Here is a 20,797-nt window from a genome sequence, read left to right as displayed (position 1 = left end):
TGAACACCCGTGCCCGCATCCTGCCGCGTTCCCACGCGGAGATCGTCAACTGACCGGCCCGCTGTCCGCTAGCACCTCGCGGGCGACGCTCTCCGAGAACGCCCACTCCGCCGGGTGCCTCACCTCCTCATCCCCGTCGTCCTGGACGTCCGGCTCGCCCTCCTCCCAGCGGACCGCCCGCCCGGCGACGTACCAGCCGCAGGACGAGAACTCCGAGCCGTCGGACGAGACGCTGTGCACGACGAGGCCGGGGTGCTGCGCACTGAGCGTCGCCCACACCGTCTCCGGCCCGGACCACGCCGTCCCCACCCGGTACACGAGGCGGTCGGCGTGCTCCTCCAGCAGCTCGGAGTCCACCTCCGGTCGAGAGGTGCCCCAGGCGGCGAATGCCCGCTCGTGGTCCCAGTCGTCCAGGTCGAGGCCGGTGGGTACAGCGGCCTCCAGGCTCAGGACGTGCGCCGGGGACCACGGGACGGCCGGGCGGACCTGGTCCCGGACCGCGACCAGGACCGCCGGGTCGAGCGCGAAGAACGTGACGGTCGAGTCCGCGATGTTGGCCACGGCACCAGCGTGTCAGCACGGGCGCCCCGACGGCACGTGCCCTGCGCTACTGGTTCGCGGAAGGCATGGGCCGGATGAGCGCGCACCCGCGGACGGCCGCCCGCTCCGCGGCTACGAGAGCGCGTCGCGACCCGCGCGAGCCAATTTGCCCGCCGGTCCCGGACAGGACACCGAGGGAGCTGACCTTCGTGGTCGAACATGCCGATCCGCCGGGCGGGTGATCCTGCTCGACGGCGCTTCGAGTTCGGGTAAGTCCTCGCTGGCCAAGGCGTACGCCCGTTCCGAGCCCTTCCTGCACGTGTCGTCCGACCAGTTCGTCGCGGCGGGGATGTTGCCCGAGCGCCGTAACGACGGCGGAACCTTCGACTGGTGGCATCAGGTACGGCCGCGCTTCTTCGACGGCTTCCACCACTGCCTGCGGAGGCGCACCCTGACCCGGCGGGAGGTCTGCTTGATCCTCGGTGACCGTGAATGCCAGATCAGCGGTGACATCCGCTACGACGTGAGTCGCGTGGGACGTCCGCGCTGCGTAAGGCGCCGTGGCTCATCCACCCGCTTCTCGGCGACTTCGCTGCGGCACGCGCTCAGCGGGCATTCGCGGCCGCGTGCCGTGCGGCGAGATGTCCGAACGTCAACGCTGCGCCGACCTGGCACCCCGCTCCGGGGTACTCCGACGCCGTGACCGACTGGGCGTCGTTGCCGCAGGCGTACAGACCCCTTATCGGTTCGCCGGTGTGATCGAGCACCTGCGCCTCGGTACCGATGCGCAGGCCCAGCGCGGTCGCGAGCGGGGTCGGTACGACCGCGATGGCGTAGAACGGCGGCTCGTCGATCGGACCGAGATTGGGATTCGGCCGGTGCACCGCGTCTCCGTACTGCCGGCCGTACGGGCTCGTACCCTTCCCGAACTCGTCGTCGACGCCCCGGCTCGCGGCCGCGTTCGCCGCAGCGACCGTGCGCTCCAGCCCCGCCGGATCGACGTCGATCGCCGCGGCGAGGTCCCGCACCGTGGCGCCACCCCGCAGGTACCCGGTTCGCAGATGGTGACGCCGCGACGCACCCGGTGCATGTGGACGTACCATGCCGAGGCCGTACCGGGCCAGCGTGCGCGCGTCGAGCACGAGCCACGCGGGGATGGCCGACCGCGCGTACATCGCCCGCACGAAACGGTGGTACGACACCGACTCGTCGACGAACCGGCGCCCCGCTGAGTCGACCGCGACGATGCCGGGCTTCGCCCGGTCCCAGATGTGTGGGAAGACCGCCTCCGAGCCGTCCCGCCGCCGTCCGATCGACGCCGGGAACCAGAACGCGTTGTCGTCGACGCCGGACGACACCGCACCGCCGACCGAGCGGGCCAGAGCCAACGAATCGCCGGTGGCGCCGTCCGATGCCCGGGTGTGCGCCGCGACCGGCCGGGGCAGATACGTGGCCCGCAGCTCCCGGCTCGCCGCGAACCCGCCGCCGGCCAGCACCACCCCACGGCGAACGGCGACTCGTCGCGTGCGGCCATCGTGCTCCACGACCGCGCCGACGACCCGGCCCCCGTTCGTGATCAGCTCGGTGGCGGGCGCACCGAACAACACCGCCCCCGACCGTCGCACGAGCTGGTGGTACAGAGCGGCCACCAACCCGTTGCCCATCGTCAGCCGGGTCCCGCGCGGGTAGCGCAGCCGGTCGAGCGCCCAGCGCGCGCCGAGCCGCGCGGCCAGTGCCGCCGCCCGCGGTGACCCGTCGAAGAGCCGCAGCAACTGGTCGGCCTCGGCTCGACGGATCATCAGCGTGCCACCGAACAACGCGAACTCGGGAACCGGGCGCCGGACCCGTCGGAACCGCTCCACACCGAGCCGCCGCCCGTCGAACGGCACCGGCTCCAGCGCCCGGCCGACGCCCCACCCGCTGACCTCGGGGTGGTAGTCGACCACCGATGCCGAGTGCCGGAACGAGATCCCCAGTCGCGCCAGGTGGTCGATCGTCTCCGGTCCGTGCGCCAGGTAGGCCTCTCGGAGCTCCCCCGGCGCCCGATCGCCCACGAGCGCGTCGAGGTAGCCCCGCGCCGCCGCCACGTCCGCCGCGGCGTCGGCGGTGTACCGGTGGCCGGGGATCCACGCCGTGCCCGCGGAGTAGGCGGTGGTCCCGCCCAGCCACTCGGTCTTCTCCACGACCAGCGTGGAAAGTCCGTCGTCCGCGCCGACCAGCGCGGCCGCGAGGCCGCCCGCACCGGATCCCACGACGAGCAGGTCGACGTCCACGCCTCACGCGATCCGGACGACGTGCTCGGCGACCGAAGGGAACCGCTCCATCACCCCCGGATCGTGGCCCGGGACGATCAGCCCCTCACCGGCCAGTTCGCGCACACGGTCGAACGCGCGATACACCCCCGGCATGCTGTGCAGGATGTTGCCGGGCGTGTCGGTGTCGAGGTTCTCGGCGAAGTGGCTGGCGTCCGAGGCCAGCACCACGGTCGTGTACCCGGTGTCCACCCGCACGACCTGCATACCGGCGGTGTGCCCGCCCACCGGGTGCACCGAGACACCGGGGGCGATCTCGGTGTCGCCGGTGATGCCCCGGTGGTCCGCGAGATACAGCAGATCGGCTTTGTCCACCAGCCACGCCTCCCGCCGGTTCCGGGCGGCGTCCGGGCTGTTCCAGTAGTCGAGTTCGGCGGCGGTCACGACTACGCGCGCGGTCGGGAACGACCGCATACCGCCGGCGTGGTCGTAGTGCAGATGGGTCAGCACCAGCGTGTCGACGTCGGCGATACCCAGCGAGTCCAGCAGCGCCGGCACCGACGTCCGGTACTCCCACCCGGACAGGGGCGGCTCGGCACCCGGGTCGATCCCGGAGTCCACCAGGATCGTCCGGTCGCGCGAGAGCACGAGCCAGGCGTAGTACGCCGTGTCGTGCCGCTCCCCCGACGTGGCGTCCCAACCGAGGAAGTGTTCCCCACGCACACCCGCCCGGCGGCCGTACTGCAGCGCGTAGACGGCGTAGCCGGTGGCCGGCCTCATGCCGACACCCCCTGTTTCGCCGGCTTTCCCAGGTCAGCGGTGGGCATCCGGTACGTCTCGCGTCCGCTCGCCACGGCCACGATGCTGACGACGCACAGCAGCGCGGTGATCAGCGACGCGCCCACCCAGGAGCCCCGCCCGTCACCGGCCACCGCGGTGATCACCGAGGGCACGAAGCCGGCGATCGCGAACCCGATCTGCGTACCGAACGCCGTGCCGGACAGCCGCACCTGGGCGGTGAACATCTCGCCGTAGAACGCCGGCCAGACCGCGCTGGTGGCGGTGTAGACGGCTCCGAAGAACAGGATCCCGGCGAGGAAGATCAGCACGTAGTTCTCGGTGGTGATCGTCCACAGGTAGACGAACGTCATCACCGCCGACCCGATCGAACCGCCGATGAACTGGGGCTTGCGACCGATGCGATCCGACAGCTTGCCCCACGCCGGGATCGTCACCAGCGCGAGCAGGTTGGCCAGCACGCCGACCAGGAGCATCGGCGTCCGCTCCAACCCGACCGTGTTCACCGCGTAGGACAGGGCCCAGACGGTGAAGATCGTGCTCGGTGTCGCGATCACCGCGGCGAAGACGACCCGGAGCACCGCGCGCCAGTGGTTACGGAACAACTCGGCCATCGGGATCCGCGGAACCTCACCCTCCGCCGCCTCGCGTTCGAACACGGGGGTCTCCTCCAGCGACCGGCGGATCACCACCGCCACGATCGCGACGACCGCGCTGAGCCAGAACGGCACCCGCCAGCCCCAGCTGTTCAGCGCGGAGTCGGGCAGCGTCGCGATCGGGATGAAGATCGCGGTCGCGATCGCCTGACCGGCCTGCGTGCCACCGAGCGTGAAGCTGCTGTAGTACGCCCGTCGATGATCGGGTGCGTGTTCGAGTGTCATCGAGTTCGCGCTGGCCTGCTCACCACCGGCGAAGAAGCCCTGTAAGAGCCGGAGCAGCACGAGCAGCAGCGGCGCGGTGACGCCGATCGCGTCGTAGGTCGGCAGGCACCCGATCAGGAACGTCGCCGCGCCCATCGCGATCACGGTCATCATCAGCACGCGTCGGCGGCCGTAGCGGTCGCCGACGTGCCCGAGGACGAGCGCACCGATCGGGCGGGCGGCGTAGCCGACACCGAACGTCGCCAGCGACACCAGCGTGCCGACGGCCGGGTCCTCGTCCGGGAAGAAGACGGTGCCGAACACGAGCGCCGCGGCGGTGCCGTAGAGGAAGAAGTCGTAATACTCCAACGCACTGCCGATCCAGGCGGCGCGAGCCGCAGTTCTCGACGCGTGCGGACGCTCGTTCTCGGCGGCGGGCATCTCGTCCTCCTCGACGACGGCCGAATGTACTAAACGGTTAGTACGCTCGTGAGCCTGCGAGCAAACACTCGAACTGTCAAGACACCGGCCCTACCGCACGGCGGTGACGTGATCGACGACCAAATCGCCGAGCAGCCGCCGCAGGTGGGCACGCCTGTCCGGATCCAACAGGTCACGCCCGAATATCGCCTGGAACGTGTACCGGTTGGCGCCCCGGAAGATGCAGTACGAGCTGATGATCATGTGCACGTCGAGCGCGTCGAGATCCGAGCGGAACACGCCGGCTGCGCGGCCCCGCTGCATGATGCGTGTCAGTACCGCCAACGCCGGCGCGGCCAGGCCCTCGCGCGCCTCCGAACTGAGCAGGTGCTCGGCATGGTGGATGTTCTCGATGCTGACCAACCGGACGAAGTCCTGATGCGTCTCGTGGTGGTCGAAGGTCAGCTCGGCGAGCTGACGCAGTGCGTCCACGGGCTCGAGGTCGTCCACGTCGAGCCGTTGCTCCAACGCCCGGATCCGGCGGTAGGCGTGCTCCAGTACAGCGACGTAGAGCCCCTGCTTGCTGCCGAAGTAGTAGTAGATCATCCGCTTGGTCGTGCTGGTCTTACCGGCGATCGCGTCGACGCGCGCGCTGGCGTATCCGTGCTCGGCGAATTCGTGGGTCGCGACGTCGAGGATCTCCGCGCGGGTTCGCTCGGCGTCCCGGGTACGTTCCGTCGGTATCACCTGCGCGCCGCTCGCCATGCCGCCTCTTCCCCGCCGGTTACGTACCGCTTGGTACGGTACTCGTCCCACCAGTCCAGCTCCTCGCCGTCCGCGGGGACGGCCGCGCGAGCGGCAACCGCCGTGGTCGACGTCGCGGAGCGCACCGCTGCGGCACGGCTCCTGCATCCAGTCGGTGCCGCGGAACCGGCTGAACGCCGCGGAGCTGTACCAGGCTTCGGCCAGCGTGCCGCCCCGGATGTTCTCGACGCCGAGGTCCGGGATCGTCGCGGCAGCCAGGCACGGCAGCACGTCGCCGTTCGGAGCGACCGCGAGCTGCCGGCGGCCCCACCCGTTCGAGCAGGGCTTCGGGCGATCACCGAAGTGGCCGGCCGGACATGGATGATCTCCAGCGCGCCGGAGTGGCGGAGCCGAGCCTGCTCGACGGCATCGGCGGCCGCATTGACCTGGGAAGCCGTGGGCATCAACGCGTCCCGGTTACGCAGGGCCCACCCGTAGAACTGCGCGTGGGCCAGCTCGAGCCGGGCCGCGCCGAGTTCCACCGCCGGGTCCGCGACGGCAGCCACGCGATCCAGGTTGGCCGCGTGCAGGACGACGTGGCGGTCAGCGGGAGTCCCGCGTCGCGGACCAACGCCGCCGCTGCCCGTTTCCGCTCGTGCACCCGGACGCCGGCGATCGTGTCGCCGTTCACCCCGTCGGCGTCCTGGAGCGAGAACTGCAGGTGGTCCAGCCCGGCGTCGACCATTGCTCCCAGCCGGGCGTCACTCAGTACCCGTGTCCGGCGGAGCACCGCGGCGGCGGTCTCGCCGAGGATCAGCACGCCCTCGGGGTGGAGCAACGCCGGTTCGTGCCGGACCGGGTCGTGCACCAGGTAGGTTCCGGGCCGGAACCCCGGGCGGTCGGACATGTTCATCGCGGGCCGCCCGCGTGGTCGATCGCGTCGAGCATCGCGCCGAGGACGTCGCACTTGAAGGCGAGCGCGGCCACGGCCGCGTCCTGCTGGGGACGGGTGACGCAGTGGCTGAGCACGAGGTCGAGGGTGTCCGCGCTGTCCGCGCGCGCGGCCGGGATGCGGGTCTCGAAGTAGGCGTACCCGTCGGGCTTGATCCAGTCGTAGTGCGCCCGCCAGGCGACCACCCTGGCCGCCATGAGCTCCGGCGAGAACATCTCGGTCAGCGCCGCGGCCACGCTCTCGATCCACGGCCGGGTGCGGCAGAAGTGCAGGTAGCCATCGACGGCGAACCGCACGCCGCGGAGCACCCACCGCTCGTCGACGACCTCCTCGAGGGAGAGCCCGACCGCGTCGGCGAGGAGTAACCAGTCGTCCGTGCCCCCGTCGTCGTGGAACGAGACCCGCGACAGCCAGGCGCGGCGGACGTCCGGCAGCGGGCAGGCCGCGATCACCGCCGCGTTCTTCCGCGCCAGGATCTGCTGGTAGTACCAGCGGTTGGCGACCCACGACCGCACCTCGTCGGCCGAACACCGCCCGGCGTGCAGGCGCACGTGGAACGGGTGGTGGCTCCAGTACCGGGGCTCGAGGCCGCGCAGGGCGGCCTCGAGCCCCGGCCGGGTCAGCGGTTGCGCTTCGGCCACAGCTGGTCGTCCCCGGAGTACGCCGAGATCTCGGGCCGGGCGTCCAGGCACTGCACGGTGGACTTCTTCCAGGTACGGCGTGGTTTCATGGTTTCCCCTCCGCGTCAGTAGACGACGACTTTTCCGGTGTTCTGGGCGAAGAACGCATCGTTGTAGAAGTACTCGCCCGGCTTGTCGAACTTGTGAGCCTTCGACTGACCGGGCATCACGATCCCGGTGTTGAACTCGTTGTCGAAAAACGAGTCGGCCGAGTGCGGGTTGGCGTTGTCCGCCGGGTTCACGAACGTCACCGTGGTGCCGGCCGGGATGCGCAGGTGCTGCGGCGACACGGCGTTCTGCGCCACGGTGTTCTCGGTGGTGCCGGGCTTGCCGGTCGCGGGGTCCCAGATCCGGCCGAGCGTGACCGTGTTGTCCACCGCGGAACCGGCGACCGCGGCGGCGCGGATCTGGTTGCGCTTGCTCGGCGGCGTGGGAGCGGCGGCGGGGGCCACCGTGCCGCCGAGCTTGAACGCCCAGAGGTGGTCACCCTTCGGGATGTCCGGGTAGGGCAGGCCGTTGCCGCCGGCGAAGACCGCGAGGTACTGCTCGCCGTCGATCTCGTACGCGACCGGGCTGGTGTGCACACCCGCGCCGCACTGGAAGCTCCAGAGCGACTCACCGGTCTCGTCGTTCATCGCGTGCAGCACGCCGTCCGGGCCGCCCTGGAACATCACCCGGCCGGCCGTGGTGAGAATGCCGTTGCCGTGGGCGAGCGACCAGTCGCCGTCCTTCGTCCACACCGGGGTGTTCGTGCGCGGGTCGACGGCGGCGATCCCCCCGCCGAAGTACTCCCCCAGCGGACGCGAGGTGTTGACCCGGCCGTCGCGGGCGTTGGAGAAGCCGGAGTTGATGAGGCCGTAGCCGACGTAGATCCAGCCCGTGTACGGGTTGAACGACAGGTGCGACCAGTCGGCACCGCCGCCGGCGCCCGGGAAGATGATCGTGGGCCGGTCCCAGTGCGGGGTGTAGAGACCGCCCCAGTCGTAGTGCGGCACCGGCCGCGTCGGCTTGTCCGCGCGCGGCGCCTGGGTGAGGAACGGCTTACCGCCCGGGAACGGCTGCGTGGGCGACGTCTTCTGTCGGGCGTCCTGCGGGACCTCGCGCTCGGTCATGCCGTGGATCGGCTTCCCGGTCGCGCGGTCGAGGACGTAGTACATCGCGACCTTGCTGCCGTAGACGACCACCGAGCGTTTCCGGCCGCCGATCGTCAGGTCGACGAGCACCGGGGCCATGACGTTGTCCATGTCCCAGATGTCGTGGTGCACGGACTGGAAGTGCCAGCGACGTTTCCCGGTCTTGGCGTCGATCGCGACGATCGAGTTGGCGAACAGGTTGTCGCCGGCCCGGCTCGACCCGTCGGTACGCGGGTACGGACCGCTGAACGTCCAGTACACGAGCCCCAGGGCCGGGTCGATCGCCGGATGGATCCACGGCACCGCGCCACCGGTCTTCCAGGAGTCGCCCTCCCAGCTGTCGTTGCCGAACTCCCCCTCGCCAGGTGCGCCCCAGAACGTCCAGGCCACCTCACCGGTGGCGGCCTTCAACGCGTAGGCCCGGCCGCGCGCGCCGCCGGTGCTGCCCTGCATGCCGACGTAGATCAACCCGTCCCAGTAGACGACCGCGCCGGCGAGTGTGCCGGTCACGCCGCCGCACTGTCCGTTCTGCGGGTCGCAGCCGCCGGTGTCGCCACCACCCTCGTCCGCCGTGATCAGTGCGCGCTTCCACTTCACCGCACCGGTCGCCTGATCCAGCGCGTAGACGTTGTTCTCGCCGGAGGTGGAGAACACGAGGCCCTCACCGAGCGCCACCCCTCGCATGTTCGTCGTCTTGGTACCGACGTTCGTCGTCCACTTGGTCTTGCCGGACCTGCCGTCGATCGCGAACACGTTCTGCTGCGTGGTCTGGACATAGAGGACGCCGTTCTCGACGACGACCGTGCTCTGCTGGGCGGAGGCGGTGCTGCCGGCCTCCAGGTTGACGTGCCACGCCCCACCGAGCGTGGAGACGTTGCGCCGGGTGATCTGCTTCAGCGACGAGTGGTTCTGGTTGCCCAGATCGCCACCGACCTTCGGCGAGTCCTTGCCGGTCGCCCCCAGCCCGGCCGGTTGACGCGGAACAGCCACCGCATCGGTCTCCGCCCCCCGGGCGGGAGCAGCGATCGGCACGGTGGCCGCGGTCGCGGAGGCGGCGGCGCCCGCGAGGAATGCTCGCCGGCCGAGCCGGTGGGCAGCTGTGTCGGTCGATTCCATGAAGCCTCCACCATGGAGTGCCACTAGGCGGACCTGATGTACCGCTTGGCGGGAAACTGAATGGCCGAACGGTAGGCCCTCGCCCCTCGCACACACAAGGGGCATCCGCAAACTGCACCTCTTGCGTCCCTACTGGACCAGCCCTATCGTGAGCGAACTCTCTAGCGGTCCAATAGGTCCACCTAGCGGACCTGCTGATCTCCACCGACAGGAGCGTCCCACCGCATGGATCTCCGCAGACTCTCCCTGTTCGCCGTGCTCGCGGCCGCACTCGCCGTTCTCGCGACCGGCCTGCCCGGCGCGGCCCGCACGGTGCAAGCACCGCCGAGCGCCGGCGGCGCCAAGGAACTCGGCGACCCCGACTACGGCGTCTGCCGCGGCACCGATGCGCGCTGCTACCACGACTGGGGGAACTTCGACCCGGCCAAGGGCTACCGGGTGCTGCTCTACACGCGCACCGCCGGCCCACGACACGCGAACCTCGGCCCCGCGCTCGGCGCCGGCCTGAACCCGACGTTGACCGCGGCCAACGTGGTGCAGAACGGCGTCGTCGCGCTCGGCGAGAAGAACGGTTTCACCGTCGACTGGACCGAGGACGTCACCCGGCTCGCCACACCGTCCGCCCTGTTCAAGTACAACGCGGTGATCTTCTTCAGCACCTCGCGCGACACGCTCGACGGCGCTGCCCAGACCGCGCTCCGGCAGTACGTCCGCGGCGGCGGCGGATTCGTCGGAGTCCACAACGCGTTCGGCACCGAGTACAACTGGCCGTGGTACGAGGGACTGCTCGGGAACGCGAACTTCTACGACCACGGCCCCGCTCAGCCCGGAGTCGTGCAGACCGTGGGCCGGAGCACCGGCCTCCCGGCCCGCTGGAACTTCACCGACGAGTGGTACAACCTCGTGCCGGCGCCGACAAAGGTCCGGGTCCTGGCCACGGTGGACGAGCCGACGCTGAAACAGGGTGTCCGCGGGAGTCAGGGCCACCCGGGCCACGGCCGGAACCACCCGGTGGCCTGGTGCCAGTACTACGACGGCGGACGCGCCTGGCTGACCACCCTCGGACACGGTGCCGACATCTTCGGCACCGGCGCCGAGGCGCAGAACTTCCAGACGCTGTTGTCCGGCGGCATCGAGTCGGCGATGGGCGAGAAGCCGTTCTGCCAGTGAGCGACGGTGCGGTGCCGACCCTCCAGGTCGGCACCGCACCGTCACGAGCGGGTCCGGAGCACGAGTCCCGCGCCCGGCCGGCCCTTCACAGTCCGAGATAGATCCGGCGCACATTCGGGTCGTGCCGTAACTCCTCGGAGGTTCCGACCATCGCCACTTCACCGTTCTCCACGACCAGGCAGGTGCTCGTCGCCTCGAACGTCAGCTTCGCGTTCTGCTCGACCAGCAGCAGGCTCAGGCCTTCCGCGGAGAGTCGCTGCAGAACGCCGAGGATCTCCCCCACCAGCTTCGGGGACAGCCCCATCGAGGGTTCGTCGAGCAACAGCAGGCGCGGCCGGCACATCAGGGCCCGGCCCACCGCGAGCATCTGCTGCTGTCCGCCGGAGAGCGCGCCCGCCAGCCGTCCACGCGCCTCGCCGAGCACCGGGAACAGGTCGTAGACCTCGTCCAGCACCTGTTTGGTCTCCGCTCTCCACGGCCGGGAGTAGGCGCCGAGAAGCAGGTTCTTCTCCACCGACAAGCCGGAGAACACGTGCCGCCCCTCCGGCACGTACCCGACGCCACGACGGACCATGTCGCGCGCCGGCACCTTCGTCAGGTCGACCGAACCCCAGCGCATCGCGGTCGCGGTACGCGGAACCAGGCCCATGATCGCGCGGAGGGTGGAGGTCTTGCCCGCTCCGTTGGCGCCGATGATGCCGACGGCCGTGCCGGCCGGCACGGTCAGATCGACCGACCGGACGGCGGAGACGCCGCCGTAGTGGACGCTCAGGCCTTCGACGACGAGGTCGTCGGTGGCCGTGACGGTCTGGGTCACCGCTGGATCTCCTTCACGGCCGGGTCGGTGGCGGCTTCGGGCGCCGGGTCGGTGGCGGCTTCGGGCGCCGGGTCGGTGGCGGCTTCGGGCGCCGGGCCGGACGAAGCCTCGGCGGGAAGCACGTCGTCCATCGAGTCGCCGAGGTAGGCCTCGATCACCTGCGGCGCGGTCGCGACCTCGTCCGGGGTGCCGTCGGCGATGACGCGGCCGCCGGCCAGCACGGTGACGTGCTCGCAGAGCGACATGACCAGCCCCATGTTGTGCTCGATCAGCACGACCGTGACGCCGCTGTCGCGGATCGAACGCACGATCTCGCCGAGTTGGCGCACCTCGTCGCCGTTGAGCCCGGCCGCCGGCTCGTCGAGCAGCAGCAACCGCGGCGAGCGGGCCATCGCGCGGGCGATCTCGACTCTCCGCTGGATGCCGTACGGCAGGGCGCCGGGCAGCGAATCGGCGAAGTCGACGAGCCCGTACCGTTCGAGGACCGCGTTCGCCGACGACCGCAACGCGCGGTCGTGCCGCCAGACCCCGAGCTGCCAGACCGCGTACCGCCAGATGCTCCGGGTGCGGGTCTGGTCGAGGGCAACCAGCACGTTCTCGCGCACGGTCATCGCGGGGAAGAGGCGGAGGTTCTGGAACGTCCGCGCGACGCCCGCCTGCGCCAAGCGGTGGGAGCTCGCGTTGGTCAGCGTGCGCCCGCCGACCCGCACGGAACCCCGGCTCGGCTTGTAGAAGCCGCTGACGACGTTGAACAGCGTCGTCTTACCCGAGCCGTTCGGCCCGACGATGCCGCGGATCTGGCCCGCGGGCACCGACAGCGACACGTCGTCGAGCGCCTTCAGCCCGCGGAAGTTCTTGCTGAGCCCGGCGATCTCGAGGGCGGACCCGGCGCGCTCCCCGGCGTCGCCATAGGGCTGGAAGGGGCGCAGCACCGCGCGATCAGCCGCCGCCGGACGCCGGCGCCGGTAGGCGCCGCGGACGCGCTCGGGCAGCCCGGCCAGACCGGTCGGCGCGAACAGCACGGTGAGGACGACGACCGAGCCGTAGGCGATCTGGGCGTAGGTCGGGTAGTCGACCAGCCACTCGCGCACCAGCGAGAGCCCCACCGCGCCGACCACGCAGCCGACCAGCGACTGACGACCACCGATGATCACCATCGCCAGCAGCAGGAACATGTTCGCGATGCTGAACGTCTCCGGGGCGACGTACCGGATCAGCCCGGCGTAGAGCACGCCGGCCAACCCTCCGTAGACGCTGGAGAGCGCGAAGGCGGTCATCCGCAGCATCGGCACCTCGGCGCCCATCGCCCCGGCGGCGAGCGGATCGTCGCGCATCGCGCGCAACCGGCGACCCAGCGGAGTGCGGACGACGAACTGCCCGAACGTGAGCAGCACCGCGAACGCGAGGATCTCCAGGTAGTAGTAGAGGTACTCGCTCGAGAGGTCCACCCCGGGCAGCGACGGCACCGGGATCCCGGAGATGCCCTCGGCCCCGCCGGTCAGTTCGGTGTTCGTCAGCCAGTTCGTGAACGCGAGCGCGAGACCGAGCGTGACGATGCCGAGGTAGTGCGACTGCACGCGCAGTGCGGGTGTGCCGACCAGCAGCCCGACGGCGACGGTGGCGAGTACGGCCAGCACCGAGGCGGTCCAGAATCCCCAGCCTTCGCGCACGGTGAGGATCGCGGTCACGTAGCTACCGAGGCCGAAGAAGGCGATCTGGGCCAGGTTGATCTGGCCGGAGATGCCCATCGCCAGTCCCATGCCGATGGCGAGGATCGCGAAGATGATCGTCACGTCGATGACGTGGATCGTGTAGCGGCCGACGGTGTACGGCAGGACCACCGCGACGACCGCGAGCACGGCGAGGATGCCGCCTTTCGACAACGACCTCATGCGCGGTTCACCGTCTTCTCCCCGAAGATTCCGGTCGGCCGGACCGTGATGAGCACCGCGAAGACGACGAACGTCACAAGTTCCGAGTAGCCCTGGAAGTGGCCGGCCGCGAACGAGTCCAGGACGCCGATCGCGATGCCGCCGACGATCGCGCCGGGGATGCTGCCGAAGCCGCCCAGGATCGCGCCGGCGAACCCCTTGATTCCCAGCGCTCCGCCCATCGACGGGCTGACGTAGAGCAGTGGGCCGACCAGGCCACCGGCGAGGGCCGCGAGACCGGCACCGATGACGAACGCGATCGCGTTGCTGCGGCCGACGTGGATGCCGACCGCGGTCGCGGCCTCGTGGTCCATCGCGACCGCCTGCATCGCCGCGCCGCGCTTGGTGCGCTGGAGGAACAGCACGAGCAGCACGGTGGCCACCGCCACGACGGCCAGGACGACCAGGTCGTAGGTGCGGACGCGGATGCCGAACAGGTCGAGCGGCGCGGACCGCACCGGCGACGGGACGGCGCGCCCGGTGGCGCCCCAGATGAGGATCGCGCACGCGTCGAGCACGATGCCGAAGCCGATCGTGCCGATCAGCATCAGGTCGAAGTCCTTGTTCTCCAGCGGTCGGAGAACCCGCTCGATGATGACGCCGATCAGCCCGGTGACGGCGATCGCGACGACCATCGCCAGCGCGAAGGGCAGCTTCACCGAGAGGTAGAACGTGGAGGCCAGGTAGGCGCCGATCATCACGACGTTGCCGTGGGCGAAGTTGACCAGGCCCATCGTGCGGTAGACCAGGGAGAAACCCAGGGCGACCAGCGCGTAGATCGCTCCGAGGCTGATGCCCCCGACGAGCGTCTGGACGAAGACTTGCATTCCGTTCTCCCAAGCCGAGCGTGGGGCCACCTGACGGCGGCCCCACGACTGGTCAACTGGCGGCGACGAGCTTCCCGCCGGTGATGGTGCCGATCGAGGTCTCGAAGATGCCGACGCCGGTGTCGTCGAACGCGAAGTTGCCGAGCAGCCCCTGGTGCTTGACCGCGCGGATCGCGTCCGCGAGCTCCTTGCCGCCCGCGCCCTTGGTGTTCTTCAGCGCGGTCAGCATGATCTGCGCTCCGTCGTAGGCCTTGGCGCCGTGCAGCTCGGCCTCCTCGCCGAAGGCCTTCTGGTAGTCGGCCGCGAACGTCTTCGAGGCCTCGCTGATGTCGTTGCTCAGGTACGGCGAGGAGACGATCGTGCCCTCGGCGTTCGCCGCGCCCGCGGTGTCGAGGAACACGGGCGTGCCCTGCGGCGCGGCGCCCGCGAACGGAACCCTGATGCCCAGGGATCGGGCCTGCTTGACGATCAGGCCGGACTCCACCTCCTCGGCCCCGAGGAAGATCAACTGGGGGTTCTTCTGCCGCACGCTGGTCAGCGCGGCGCTGAAGTCCTTCTGCTCGGTGGTGACGACCTGGTCGTCGACAGGCTTGATGCCGCGGCCGGCCAGCGCCTTGGTGAACGCGTCGTGCTCGCCCTTGCCGTAACCGCCGTTGTTCGTGATCATCGCGATCTTCGTGATCTTCTTCTGATCGACGATGTGCTTCGCGAGGCTCTCGTCGTAGGTCGTACTGGTCGGCCCGTTGAGGAACAGGAAGGGGCTCTTCACCGCGGTGAGGCCCGGCGACTGGCCGGACGTGATGTTCGGGATCTCCGCCTGCCGCAGGATCGGCGCCATCGCGATCGTCACCGCGCTCTCCGCCGTGCCGAGCATCGCGATGTAGCCCTCGCTGTCGATCTTGCGCGCGAGGTTGGTGCCGATCGTCGGGTCGCCCTGGTCGTCGAAGAGGCCGAGCTCGATCGTGCGGCCGTCGATGCCGCCCTTCGCGTTCCACTCGTCGACGGCGAGCTTGACGCCTTTGTGCTCCCACTTGCCCAGGGACGAGAGCTGGCCGCTCTGGGCGTTGACGACGGCGAGCTTGATCGGACCGTCGCCGCCACCCTCGTCCTCGGAGTTTTCACCCGGCGCGCTGCAGGCGCCGAGCGTGAGGGCGAGGACCGCCGCCGCGGCAACCATGGCGCGACGGGTAGTGCGGGTTTTCAACACGGATTCTCCTCGGGGGGTTGGGTTACTCGAAGATTCCGGCGTAAATGTCTTTGATGTTCCAGTGGCCCGGAGTGGGCACCGGCTCGTTGACCATCGGCACGTCGAGCACGGCGGGGCGCCGGTTGGCCAAGGCCGCGTGCAGTGCTTTCCGCAGGTCGCCGGGCTCTTCGATCCGGTAGCCGTCGGCACCGCAGGCCTGGCCCAGCGCGGCGAAGTCAGGGCTGTAGGGGTTCCCGTCGGCGTCGGTGAACTCGCAGCCGTAGCCGGCGCCGAAGTTCGCGGCCTGCAGGTCGGCGATCGTGCCGTGCGCCTGGTTGTTCATCACCACGAACAGCACCGGCAGCCCACGTTCGACCGCCATCGGCAGCGCGGGGAGCTGGGCGCTCATCCCGCCGTCGCCGATCAGCGCGACGACCGGCCGGTCCGGCCAGGCGATCTGGACGCCGAGCGCCGCGGCCGGGCCGAAGCCCATCGTCGACGCCCCGCCCGGGGTGATGAACCGGCCTTCCACCGGCAGCGGGTAGGCCTGGGCCACCCCGTTCTTGTTCCAGCCGACGTCCGTGACGAGCACGGTGTCGGCGGGCAGCGTCTCCCGGAGGTCGAGCAGGATGCGCTCGGGGCGCAGCGGGAAGTCGTCGCTGCGCCCCCGCTCCGCGCTGCCCGCGAACAGGGCACCGCGCGCAGCGGTGATGCTCTCGCGCAGCGCGGGCCGGGACGCTTCCGGGCGGCGGAGGGCCGCGGCGGCGATCCGGCGCATCGCGAGCGCCGCGTCCGCGACCGCGCCGATCTCCACCGGGAAGTTGCGGCCGAGCTCCGCGGGGTCGATGTCGATCTGGATCAGCCGGGTGGGCGGGAAGCTCCAGGTGTAACGGTCGTTCCAGGAGCTGGCGTCGGTCTCGGCGAAGCGCGTCGCGATCGCCAGCACGACGTCGGCCTCGCGGGCGTAGCGGTTCGTCTCCTCCAGGCCCCAGAACCCGGGCATGCCCATGACCAGCGGGTGGTCGTCGGGCAGGCTGCCCTTCGCCATCAACGAGTGCGCGACCGGGATGTCCAAGTGCTCGACGAGAGCCGTCAGCGCCTCGCGGCCCGGGCCCGCGGACAGCCCGCCGCCGACGTAGATCAGCGGACGCTCCGCGGCCACGAGAGCGTCGGCGATGCGTTCGGCGGTGCCTTCCGGGAGGTCGGGCCGGGTGAGCTCACCCGGCATCGGGTAGCTCTCGGCGGTCTGCGGGCGGCTGAACAGATCCATGGGGACGTCGAGCAGCACCGCGCCGGGGCGGCCGCTGACCGCGGTGGTGAACGCCCGCTCGGTGAACCGCGGCAGGTCCTCGACCCGCTGGACGTGCCAGGCCCGCTTCACGAACGGGCGGTAGATCGCGGTCTGATCAGCGTCGTTGTGGAGGTTGACCTCCTGGTGCGGATGCCGTCCGTGGTAGTAGGACGGGATGTCACCGGCGATCGCGATCAACGGGACGGAGTCCAGCGCGGCGGTGGCCACGCCGGTGACGGCGTTCATCATCCCGGGACCGACGTGCAGCAGGACGACACCGGGCTTCCCGCTCGCGCGGGCGTATCCGTCGGCGGCGTGCGCGGCGGCCTGCTCGTGCCGGGCGATGACGAACTCGATGCTGCTGCGCCCGAGCGCGTCCAGCAGCGCGATGTTCGTGTGGCCGCACGTCCCGAAGACGTACTCGACGCCGTAGGACTCGAGCTGCGCGGTGAGCGCGGCTGCTGCTGTCGTCGTCATGACTCGTTTCCTCCGAGGGAGATCCACGACTTGCCGGCCGCGGCGCCCGCGGTGCGGAACGCGGTGGCGGCGTCGTCGAAGGAGAAGCGGTGGCGCAGGATCCGACCCGGCCGCACGTCGTGCGTCCGGAGCAGGTCGAGCGTCGCGGCGAAGCCGCCGGGGTGGTCGTAGATGAGGCAGCCGTGGATGGTCAGCCGCTTCTGGACGAGGTCGAACGTCCGGATCGGGCTGGTCTGCTCGCTCTGGCCGATCAGCGCGATGCTGCCGTCGTGGGCGGTGCGTGAGATCGCCTCGGGGAGGGCCGACGGTGCGCCCGACGCCTCGACGACGGCGGCGAAGCGTTCGTCGTTCCGGAGGAACGGCTCGGCACCGAGCTCGACGGCGAGGTTCGCGCGCTCGGTGTTGACGTCGGTGACGACCGGAACGGCGCCGCGGGCCCGGAGCGCGAGGCTGACGAGCTGGCCCTGCGCGCCGGCGCCGATCACCAGACAGCGGGTGCCTGGCGCGATCCCCAGACGGTCGACCGCGGTGAGCGCCACCGCGAGAGGTTCGGCGCACAGCGCGTCGTCGTCGCGGATACCGCCTGCGGGCCCGGTGCGGTCCGGAACCGGCCACGCGAAGGCGGCCGGGACCGTGATCCGCTCGGCCAGCACGCCGGGTTCGGTGATGCCGACGATGCGGCGGCGGACGCATCCGGCGGTGGTGCCGTTCCGGCACGGCTCGCACCTTCCGCACGGGTAGTTCGGTTCGATCACCACGCGCTGCCCGATCGCGCGGTCGACGACGTCCGCGCCGATCGCGACGACCTCGCCGAGCGCCTCGTGACCCAGCACCCACGGAAACTCCGGTACCGCTCGATGGCCGGCGACGACCGAGAGATCGGAGCCGCAGAGCCCGACCGCGCGCACGAGCACGACGACGTCGTCCGGGCCGGGGGTGGGCTCGGGCAGATCGTCGCGGACCTCGACCCGGCCGGGCTCCGCGAGCACGACCGCCCGCATCAGCGGTCGCCCCAGAGCGAGACGCCCCGAAGCATCAGCGTCTTGACGACCGTGTAGTCCTCGACCATCGAGCGCGGTGTCTCGCGGCCGAAGCCGGAGTCCTTGACACCGCCGAACGGCACGTGGTCGAGGCGGTAGTTCGAGGATCCGTTGACGATCAGCCCGCCGACCTCGAGCTCGCGCCAGGCGGTGAAGATCGTGCCGACGTCGCGGGTGAACAGGCCGGCCTGCAGGCCGTAGCGGCTGCGGTTGCACTCCTCGACCACCGCGTCGAAGTCGTCGAACGGCAGCACCGCGACGAGCGCTCCGAAGACCTCTTCGGTGACGACGTTCGCGGTGCGCGACGGGTCGGCGACGATCGTCGGCGCGGCGGTGGCCCCGTCGCGGGTACCACCGGCCAGCACCGTGCCGCCGGCGTCCCGGCTCCACCGGACGACCCGTTCGGCCGCGTCCTCGTCCACCATGGAGCCGACGTCGGTCGCCGGGTCCAAGGGGTCGCCGACCTTCAGCGCCGCGACGCCCTTGGTGAACTCGTCCAGGAATTCGTCGTAGCGGGAGCGGTGCACGTAGACGCGCTGCACGGAGATGCAGCTCTGACCGGAGTTCGTGTAACCGGTCTTCGCGCAGACGGCCGCGGCGTGGGCCACGTCGGCGTCCGCGCAGACGATCGTGGCGGCGTTGCCGCCGAGCTCGAGCACCAGACGCTTGGCACCCGCGGCGCGGGCCACGGCGGCGCCGGTCGCCGCGCCACCGGTGAAGCTGACGACGCTGACCTCGGGTAACGCGCAGAGCTCGGCACCGATCCCGCCGCCGCCGTGGAGCAACTGGACCGCTTCGGGGGGCGCACCGGCCTCGAGCAGAAGAGCGACGATCGCCGCGGATGTCGCCGGGGCCTGCGGTGGCGCCTTGACGATCGTCGTGTTGCCGGCCGCGAGCGACGCACCGAGCTTGTGGGCCAGCAGGTTCGCCGGGGCGTTGAACGGCGTGATCGCCAGGGCCACCCCGGCCGGCGCGCGGTAGGTGAGCGCGGTGGTGCCGACACCGCGACCGAACCCGGCAACCGGCAGGACGTCGCCCCCGATCTGACGGGCTTCCGCCGCGCAGACGCGGAAGGTGTCGACCACCCGGTCCATCTCGCCGCGGCCGTCCTTGAGCGGCTTGCCGAGTTCCAGTGCGATCAGCCGCGCCACGGCGTCGCGGTGGGTCGCGGCGGCGCTCGCCGCGCGGTCGAGGACGTCCGCCCGCGTGGCGGGTGCGAGGGCGGCGACCGTCCGGGCCGCCGCGCGCGCGTACCGGCCCGCGGCCTCGGCGTCTCCGGCCTGCGCGACTCTGGCCCGGCTGACCACGGTCCGGGTGTACGGGCCGGTCCGGTCGGCCGTCGGTCCGTCGATGAGCCAGCTCCCCGCCAGCAGCATGGGCGCGCGCGTCGGCTCCGAACTCTCCTCCGGGGACAGTAGCGCGCTCAGAACTGAGCTCCCACCGAGCTGGTTTGCCCTATTCGGACTCACTTGCACACTCCTCGGAACGCCGCGATGCGCAATGTTCGAACTAGTACGTACACGTTAGGGACGAGACTCCGGCCGAGATAGATCTGGATCGATACCCCGCTGAAGAAGTCCCGATTTTGCCGTGTGAACCACTCTGTGGACCTTATGGACCGCTAAGCGGACTCCGTGTAACGTACGGGTGCCCTCTCGCCGCTGGCAATAGGCGGGGGCGGAGAAGTTGCCGATGGAGGACGCGGCCACCCTGGCGAAGAATCACCGCCGGAAGCGTTCGACGTCGCTCGGGAAAGGTTCGAAGAGTGAGTGCTGCAGTGGAACAGTCGGAAGCCTCGGGAGTGCGAAGCGTCCAGCGCGCGATGGACATCCTGTCGCTGCTGACCGAGGACCGGCCGGTCGTGACCATCCGCGACATCGTGGAGGGAACCGGGCTGGCCAAGACGACGGTCATCCGGCTGGTGCAGACACTGGAGCGGACCGGGTTGCTGTGGGCGACCACCGGGGGCTACCTCGCCGGCCCGGCCCTCTGGCGATGGGCCCACCTCGCGCGGAGCAGCTGGGAGATGCCACCCGAGCTGACCCGGGCGATGCGTGACCTGTCCGCACGGCACCGCGAGACGGTCAACCTCTACGGGGCACGCGATCTGACCCGGATCTGCCTCGCCCAGCAGGAGAGCCCGCAACCGTTGCGGCACGTCGTCCGGATCGGGGACGAGCTCCCCCTCTGGGGTGGCGCCTCGGCGAAAGTGCTGCTCCGGGACGCCGACGAGAAGCGTCTGCGGCGCATCGTGCGCACCGCGCCGGACGGCGCGGAGCACCTGCCGACGCTCCAGGCGTGGATCGCGGAGGCCGCGGACCGCGGGTACGCGGTCAGCCACGGCGAACGCGAGGCCGGGCTCTCCGCGGTCGCCGTGCCCATCGAAGGACGATCGGGCGGCATCGTCGCCGCGCTCACGCTCAGCGGTCCGACGGTCCGATTCGGGGAGTCCGAAGTGGCCTCGTTCGCGCGGGATCTCGTGGACGTCGGCCGCCAGTTGTCGGAGCGCGGCTTCGACCATCCGCTGGGCGCTTGAGAACACCACCCTCGGACGCGGCCGGAC

At 70.7% G+C, this 20,797-nt stretch carries 18 protein-coding genes and 1 pseudogene; 3 read left to right on the top strand and 16 right to left on the bottom strand.

Annotated features, from left to right (window positions below; genetic code table 11):
• Window positions 1–45: 45 nt before the first annotated feature.
• Window positions 46–561, bottom strand: a complete 516-nt coding sequence (locus CRYAR_RS47315; protein ID WP_035852008.1) for a hypothetical protein — start codon at window positions 559–561, stop codon at window positions 46–48.
• Here CRYAR_RS47315 and CRYAR_RS50765 point away from each other — a divergent pair.
• On the top strand, window positions 551–1,243 hold the full coding sequence (locus CRYAR_RS50765; protein WP_342673868.1) for a phosphotransferase-like protein: 693 nt from the start codon (window positions 551–553) through the stop codon (window positions 1,241–1,243). The two genes, CRYAR_RS47315 and CRYAR_RS50765, sit on opposite strands and share 11 nt — an antisense overlap.
• Here the strand turns inward: CRYAR_RS50765 and CRYAR_RS17000 are convergent.
• The 8 genes and pseudogenes from CRYAR_RS17000 to CRYAR_RS16970 all read right to left on the bottom strand — a co-directional run bounded on the left by CRYAR_RS17000 (window position 1,146) and on the right by CRYAR_RS16970 (window position 9,495).
• Window positions 1,146–2,813 carry an FAD-dependent oxidoreductase gene (locus CRYAR_RS17000; RefSeq protein WP_035851999.1) on the bottom strand — a complete coding sequence of 556 codons (1,668 nt, stop codon included), beginning with the start codon at window positions 2,811–2,813 and terminating at the stop codon, window positions 1,146–1,148. The two genes, CRYAR_RS50765 and CRYAR_RS17000, sit on opposite strands and share 98 nt — an antisense overlap.
• A gap of 3 nt (window positions 2,814–2,816) precedes the next feature.
• Window positions 2,817–3,572 (bottom strand): N-acyl homoserine lactonase family protein, encoded by a 756-nt coding sequence (locus CRYAR_RS16995; RefSeq protein WP_035851996.1) that lies wholly within the window; start codon window positions 3,570–3,572, stop codon window positions 2,817–2,819.
• Window positions 3,569–4,891, bottom strand: a complete 1,323-nt coding sequence (locus tag CRYAR_RS16990) for an MFS transporter (RefSeq protein ID WP_035851995.1) — start codon at window positions 4,889–4,891, stop codon at window positions 3,569–3,571. Before CRYAR_RS16990 ends, CRYAR_RS16995 begins: the two co-directional genes overlap by 4 nt.
• Window positions 4,892–4,981: 90 nt before the next feature.
• On the bottom strand, window positions 4,982–5,635 hold the full coding sequence (locus CRYAR_RS16985) for a TetR family transcriptional regulator (RefSeq protein WP_035863723.1): 654 nt from the start codon (window positions 5,633–5,635) through the stop codon (window positions 4,982–4,984).
• A 96-nt stretch (window positions 5,636–5,731) separates the two neighbouring features.
• Window positions 5,732–5,944 (bottom strand): annotated as a pseudogene (locus tag CRYAR_RS50210) (SPASM domain-containing protein); the annotation flags it as partial.
• Between the two features lie 133 nt (window positions 5,945–6,077).
• Window positions 6,078–6,527: a hypothetical protein gene (locus CRYAR_RS43200; RefSeq protein WP_157017791.1), complete on the bottom strand. Its 450-nt coding sequence runs from the start codon at window positions 6,525–6,527 to the stop codon at window positions 6,078–6,080.
• Complete coding sequence (pqqC, locus tag CRYAR_RS16975; protein ID WP_051570430.1) at window positions 6,524–7,207, bottom strand: pyrroloquinoline-quinone synthase PqqC; 684 nt, start codon at window positions 7,205–7,207, stop codon at window positions 6,524–6,526. The genes CRYAR_RS43200 and pqqC overlap by 4 nt, the downstream gene beginning before the upstream one ends.
• Window positions 7,208–7,311: 104 nt before the next feature.
• Window positions 7,312–9,495: an outer membrane protein assembly factor BamB family protein gene (locus CRYAR_RS16970; protein ID WP_169745048.1), complete on the bottom strand. Its 2,184-nt coding sequence runs from the start codon at window positions 9,493–9,495 to the stop codon at window positions 7,312–7,314.
• Between the two features lie 225 nt (window positions 9,496–9,720).
• On the opposite strand from CRYAR_RS16970, the gene CRYAR_RS16965 reads away from it, so the two are divergent.
• The gene (locus tag CRYAR_RS16965) at window positions 9,721–10,665 is read left to right on the top strand and encodes a ThuA domain-containing protein (RefSeq protein WP_035851992.1); all 945 of its coding nucleotides are present in this window, start codon (window positions 9,721–9,723) and stop codon (window positions 10,663–10,665) included.
• 85 nt (window positions 10,666–10,750) lie between these two features.
• Here the strand turns inward: CRYAR_RS16965 and CRYAR_RS16960 are convergent, their stop codons facing one another.
• The 7 genes from CRYAR_RS16960 to CRYAR_RS16930 are packed head-to-tail and all read right to left on the bottom strand — an operon-like array spanning window position 10,751 to window position 19,610.
• Entirely contained in the window at window positions 10,751–11,482 is a 732-nt protein-coding gene (locus tag CRYAR_RS16960) for an ABC transporter ATP-binding protein (RefSeq protein ID WP_035851991.1), read from the bottom strand.
• On the bottom strand, window positions 11,479–13,374 hold the full coding sequence (locus CRYAR_RS16955) for a branched-chain amino acid ABC transporter ATP-binding protein/permease (protein WP_051570426.1): 1,896 nt from the start codon (window positions 13,372–13,374) through the stop codon (window positions 11,479–11,481). Before CRYAR_RS16955 ends, CRYAR_RS16960 begins: the two co-directional genes overlap by 4 nt.
• A complete protein-coding gene (locus tag CRYAR_RS16950; RefSeq protein WP_035851989.1) occupies window positions 13,371–14,240 on the bottom strand; it encodes a branched-chain amino acid ABC transporter permease in 870 nt (289 codons plus the stop codon). The genes CRYAR_RS16955 and CRYAR_RS16950 overlap by 4 nt, the downstream gene beginning before the upstream one ends.
• A gap of 52 nt (window positions 14,241–14,292) precedes the next feature.
• Window positions 14,293–15,417 carry an ABC transporter substrate-binding protein gene (locus CRYAR_RS16945; protein ID WP_035851986.1) on the bottom strand — a complete coding sequence of 375 codons (1,125 nt, stop codon included), beginning with the start codon at window positions 15,415–15,417 and terminating at the stop codon, window positions 14,293–14,295.
• Between the two features lie 52 nt (window positions 15,418–15,469).
• A complete protein-coding gene (locus CRYAR_RS16940) occupies window positions 15,470–17,194 on the bottom strand; it encodes a thiamine pyrophosphate-binding protein (RefSeq protein ID WP_035851984.1) in 1,725 nt (574 codons plus the stop codon).
• Window positions 17,191–18,195: a zinc-dependent alcohol dehydrogenase gene (locus CRYAR_RS16935; RefSeq protein ID WP_035851983.1), complete on the bottom strand. Its 1,005-nt coding sequence runs from the start codon at window positions 18,193–18,195 to the stop codon at window positions 17,191–17,193. The genes CRYAR_RS16940 and CRYAR_RS16935 overlap by 4 nt, the downstream gene beginning before the upstream one ends.
• Window positions 18,195–19,610 (bottom strand): aldehyde dehydrogenase family protein, encoded by a 1,416-nt coding sequence (locus CRYAR_RS16930; RefSeq protein WP_035851981.1) that lies wholly within the window; start codon window positions 19,608–19,610, stop codon window positions 18,195–18,197. Before CRYAR_RS16930 ends, CRYAR_RS16935 begins: the two co-directional genes overlap by 1 nt.
• Window positions 19,611–19,999: 389 nt before the next feature.
• On the opposite strand from CRYAR_RS16930, the gene CRYAR_RS16925 reads away from it, so the two are divergent.
• Window positions 20,000–20,770, top strand: a complete 771-nt coding sequence (locus CRYAR_RS16925) for an IclR family transcriptional regulator (RefSeq protein WP_051570424.1) — start codon at window positions 20,000–20,002, stop codon at window positions 20,768–20,770.
• Window positions 20,771–20,797 lie beyond the last annotated feature (27 nt).

Origin of the sequence: Cryptosporangium arvum DSM 44712, assembly GCF_000585375.1 — a bacterium.
In the GTDB taxonomy this organism is placed as follows: Bacteria; Actinomycetota; Actinomycetes; order Mycobacteriales; family Cryptosporangiaceae; genus Cryptosporangium; species Cryptosporangium arvum.
This window is presented reverse-complemented; position numbering and strand designations above follow the sequence as displayed.

Bases quoted from the DNA above. Each gene is read 5' to 3' on its own strand.
- CRYAR_RS16930 (WP_035851981.1), bottom strand. From the start codon at position 19,610: ATGCTGCTGGCGGGGAGCTGGCTCATCGACGGACCGACGGCCGACCGG.
- CRYAR_RS16940 (WP_035851984.1), bottom strand. From the start codon at position 17,194: ATGACGACGACAGCAGCAGCCGCGCTCACCGCGCAGCTCGAGTCCTAC.
- CRYAR_RS16990 (WP_035851995.1), bottom strand. From the start codon at position 4,891: ATGCCCGCCGCCGAGAACGAGCGTCCGCACGCGTCGAGAACTGCGGCT.
- CRYAR_RS16950 (WP_035851989.1), bottom strand. From the start codon at position 14,240: ATGCAAGTCTTCGTCCAGACGCTCGTCGGGGGCATCAGCCTCGGAGCG.
- CRYAR_RS16945 (WP_035851986.1), bottom strand. From the start codon at position 15,417: ATGGTTGCCGCGGCGGCGGTCCTCGCCCTCACGCTCGGCGCCTGCAGC.
- CRYAR_RS43200 (WP_157017791.1), bottom strand. From the start codon at position 6,527: ATGAACATGTCCGACCGCCCGGGGTTCCGGCCCGGAACCTACCTGGTG.
- CRYAR_RS16985 (WP_035863723.1), bottom strand. From the start codon at position 5,635: ATGGCGAGCGGCGCGCAGGTGATACCGACGGAACGTACCCGGGACGCC.
- CRYAR_RS16965 (WP_035851992.1), top strand. From the start codon at position 9,721: ATGGATCTCCGCAGACTCTCCCTGTTCGCCGTGCTCGCGGCCGCACTC.
- CRYAR_RS16955 (WP_051570426.1), bottom strand. From the start codon at position 13,374: ATGAGGTCGTTGTCGAAAGGCGGCATCCTCGCCGTGCTCGCGGTCGTC.
- CRYAR_RS16995 (WP_035851996.1), bottom strand. From the start codon at position 3,572: ATGAGGCCGGCCACCGGCTACGCCGTCTACGCGCTGCAGTACGGCCGC.
- CRYAR_RS16935 (WP_035851983.1), bottom strand. From the start codon at position 18,195: ATGCGGGCGGTCGTGCTCGCGGAGCCCGGCCGGGTCGAGGTCCGCGAC.
- CRYAR_RS50765 (WP_342673868.1), top strand. From the start codon at position 551: ATGTTGGCCACGGCACCAGCGTGTCAGCACGGGCGCCCCGACGGCACG.
- CRYAR_RS16970 (WP_169745048.1), bottom strand. From the start codon at position 9,495: ATGGAATCGACCGACACAGCTGCCCACCGGCTCGGCCGGCGAGCATTC.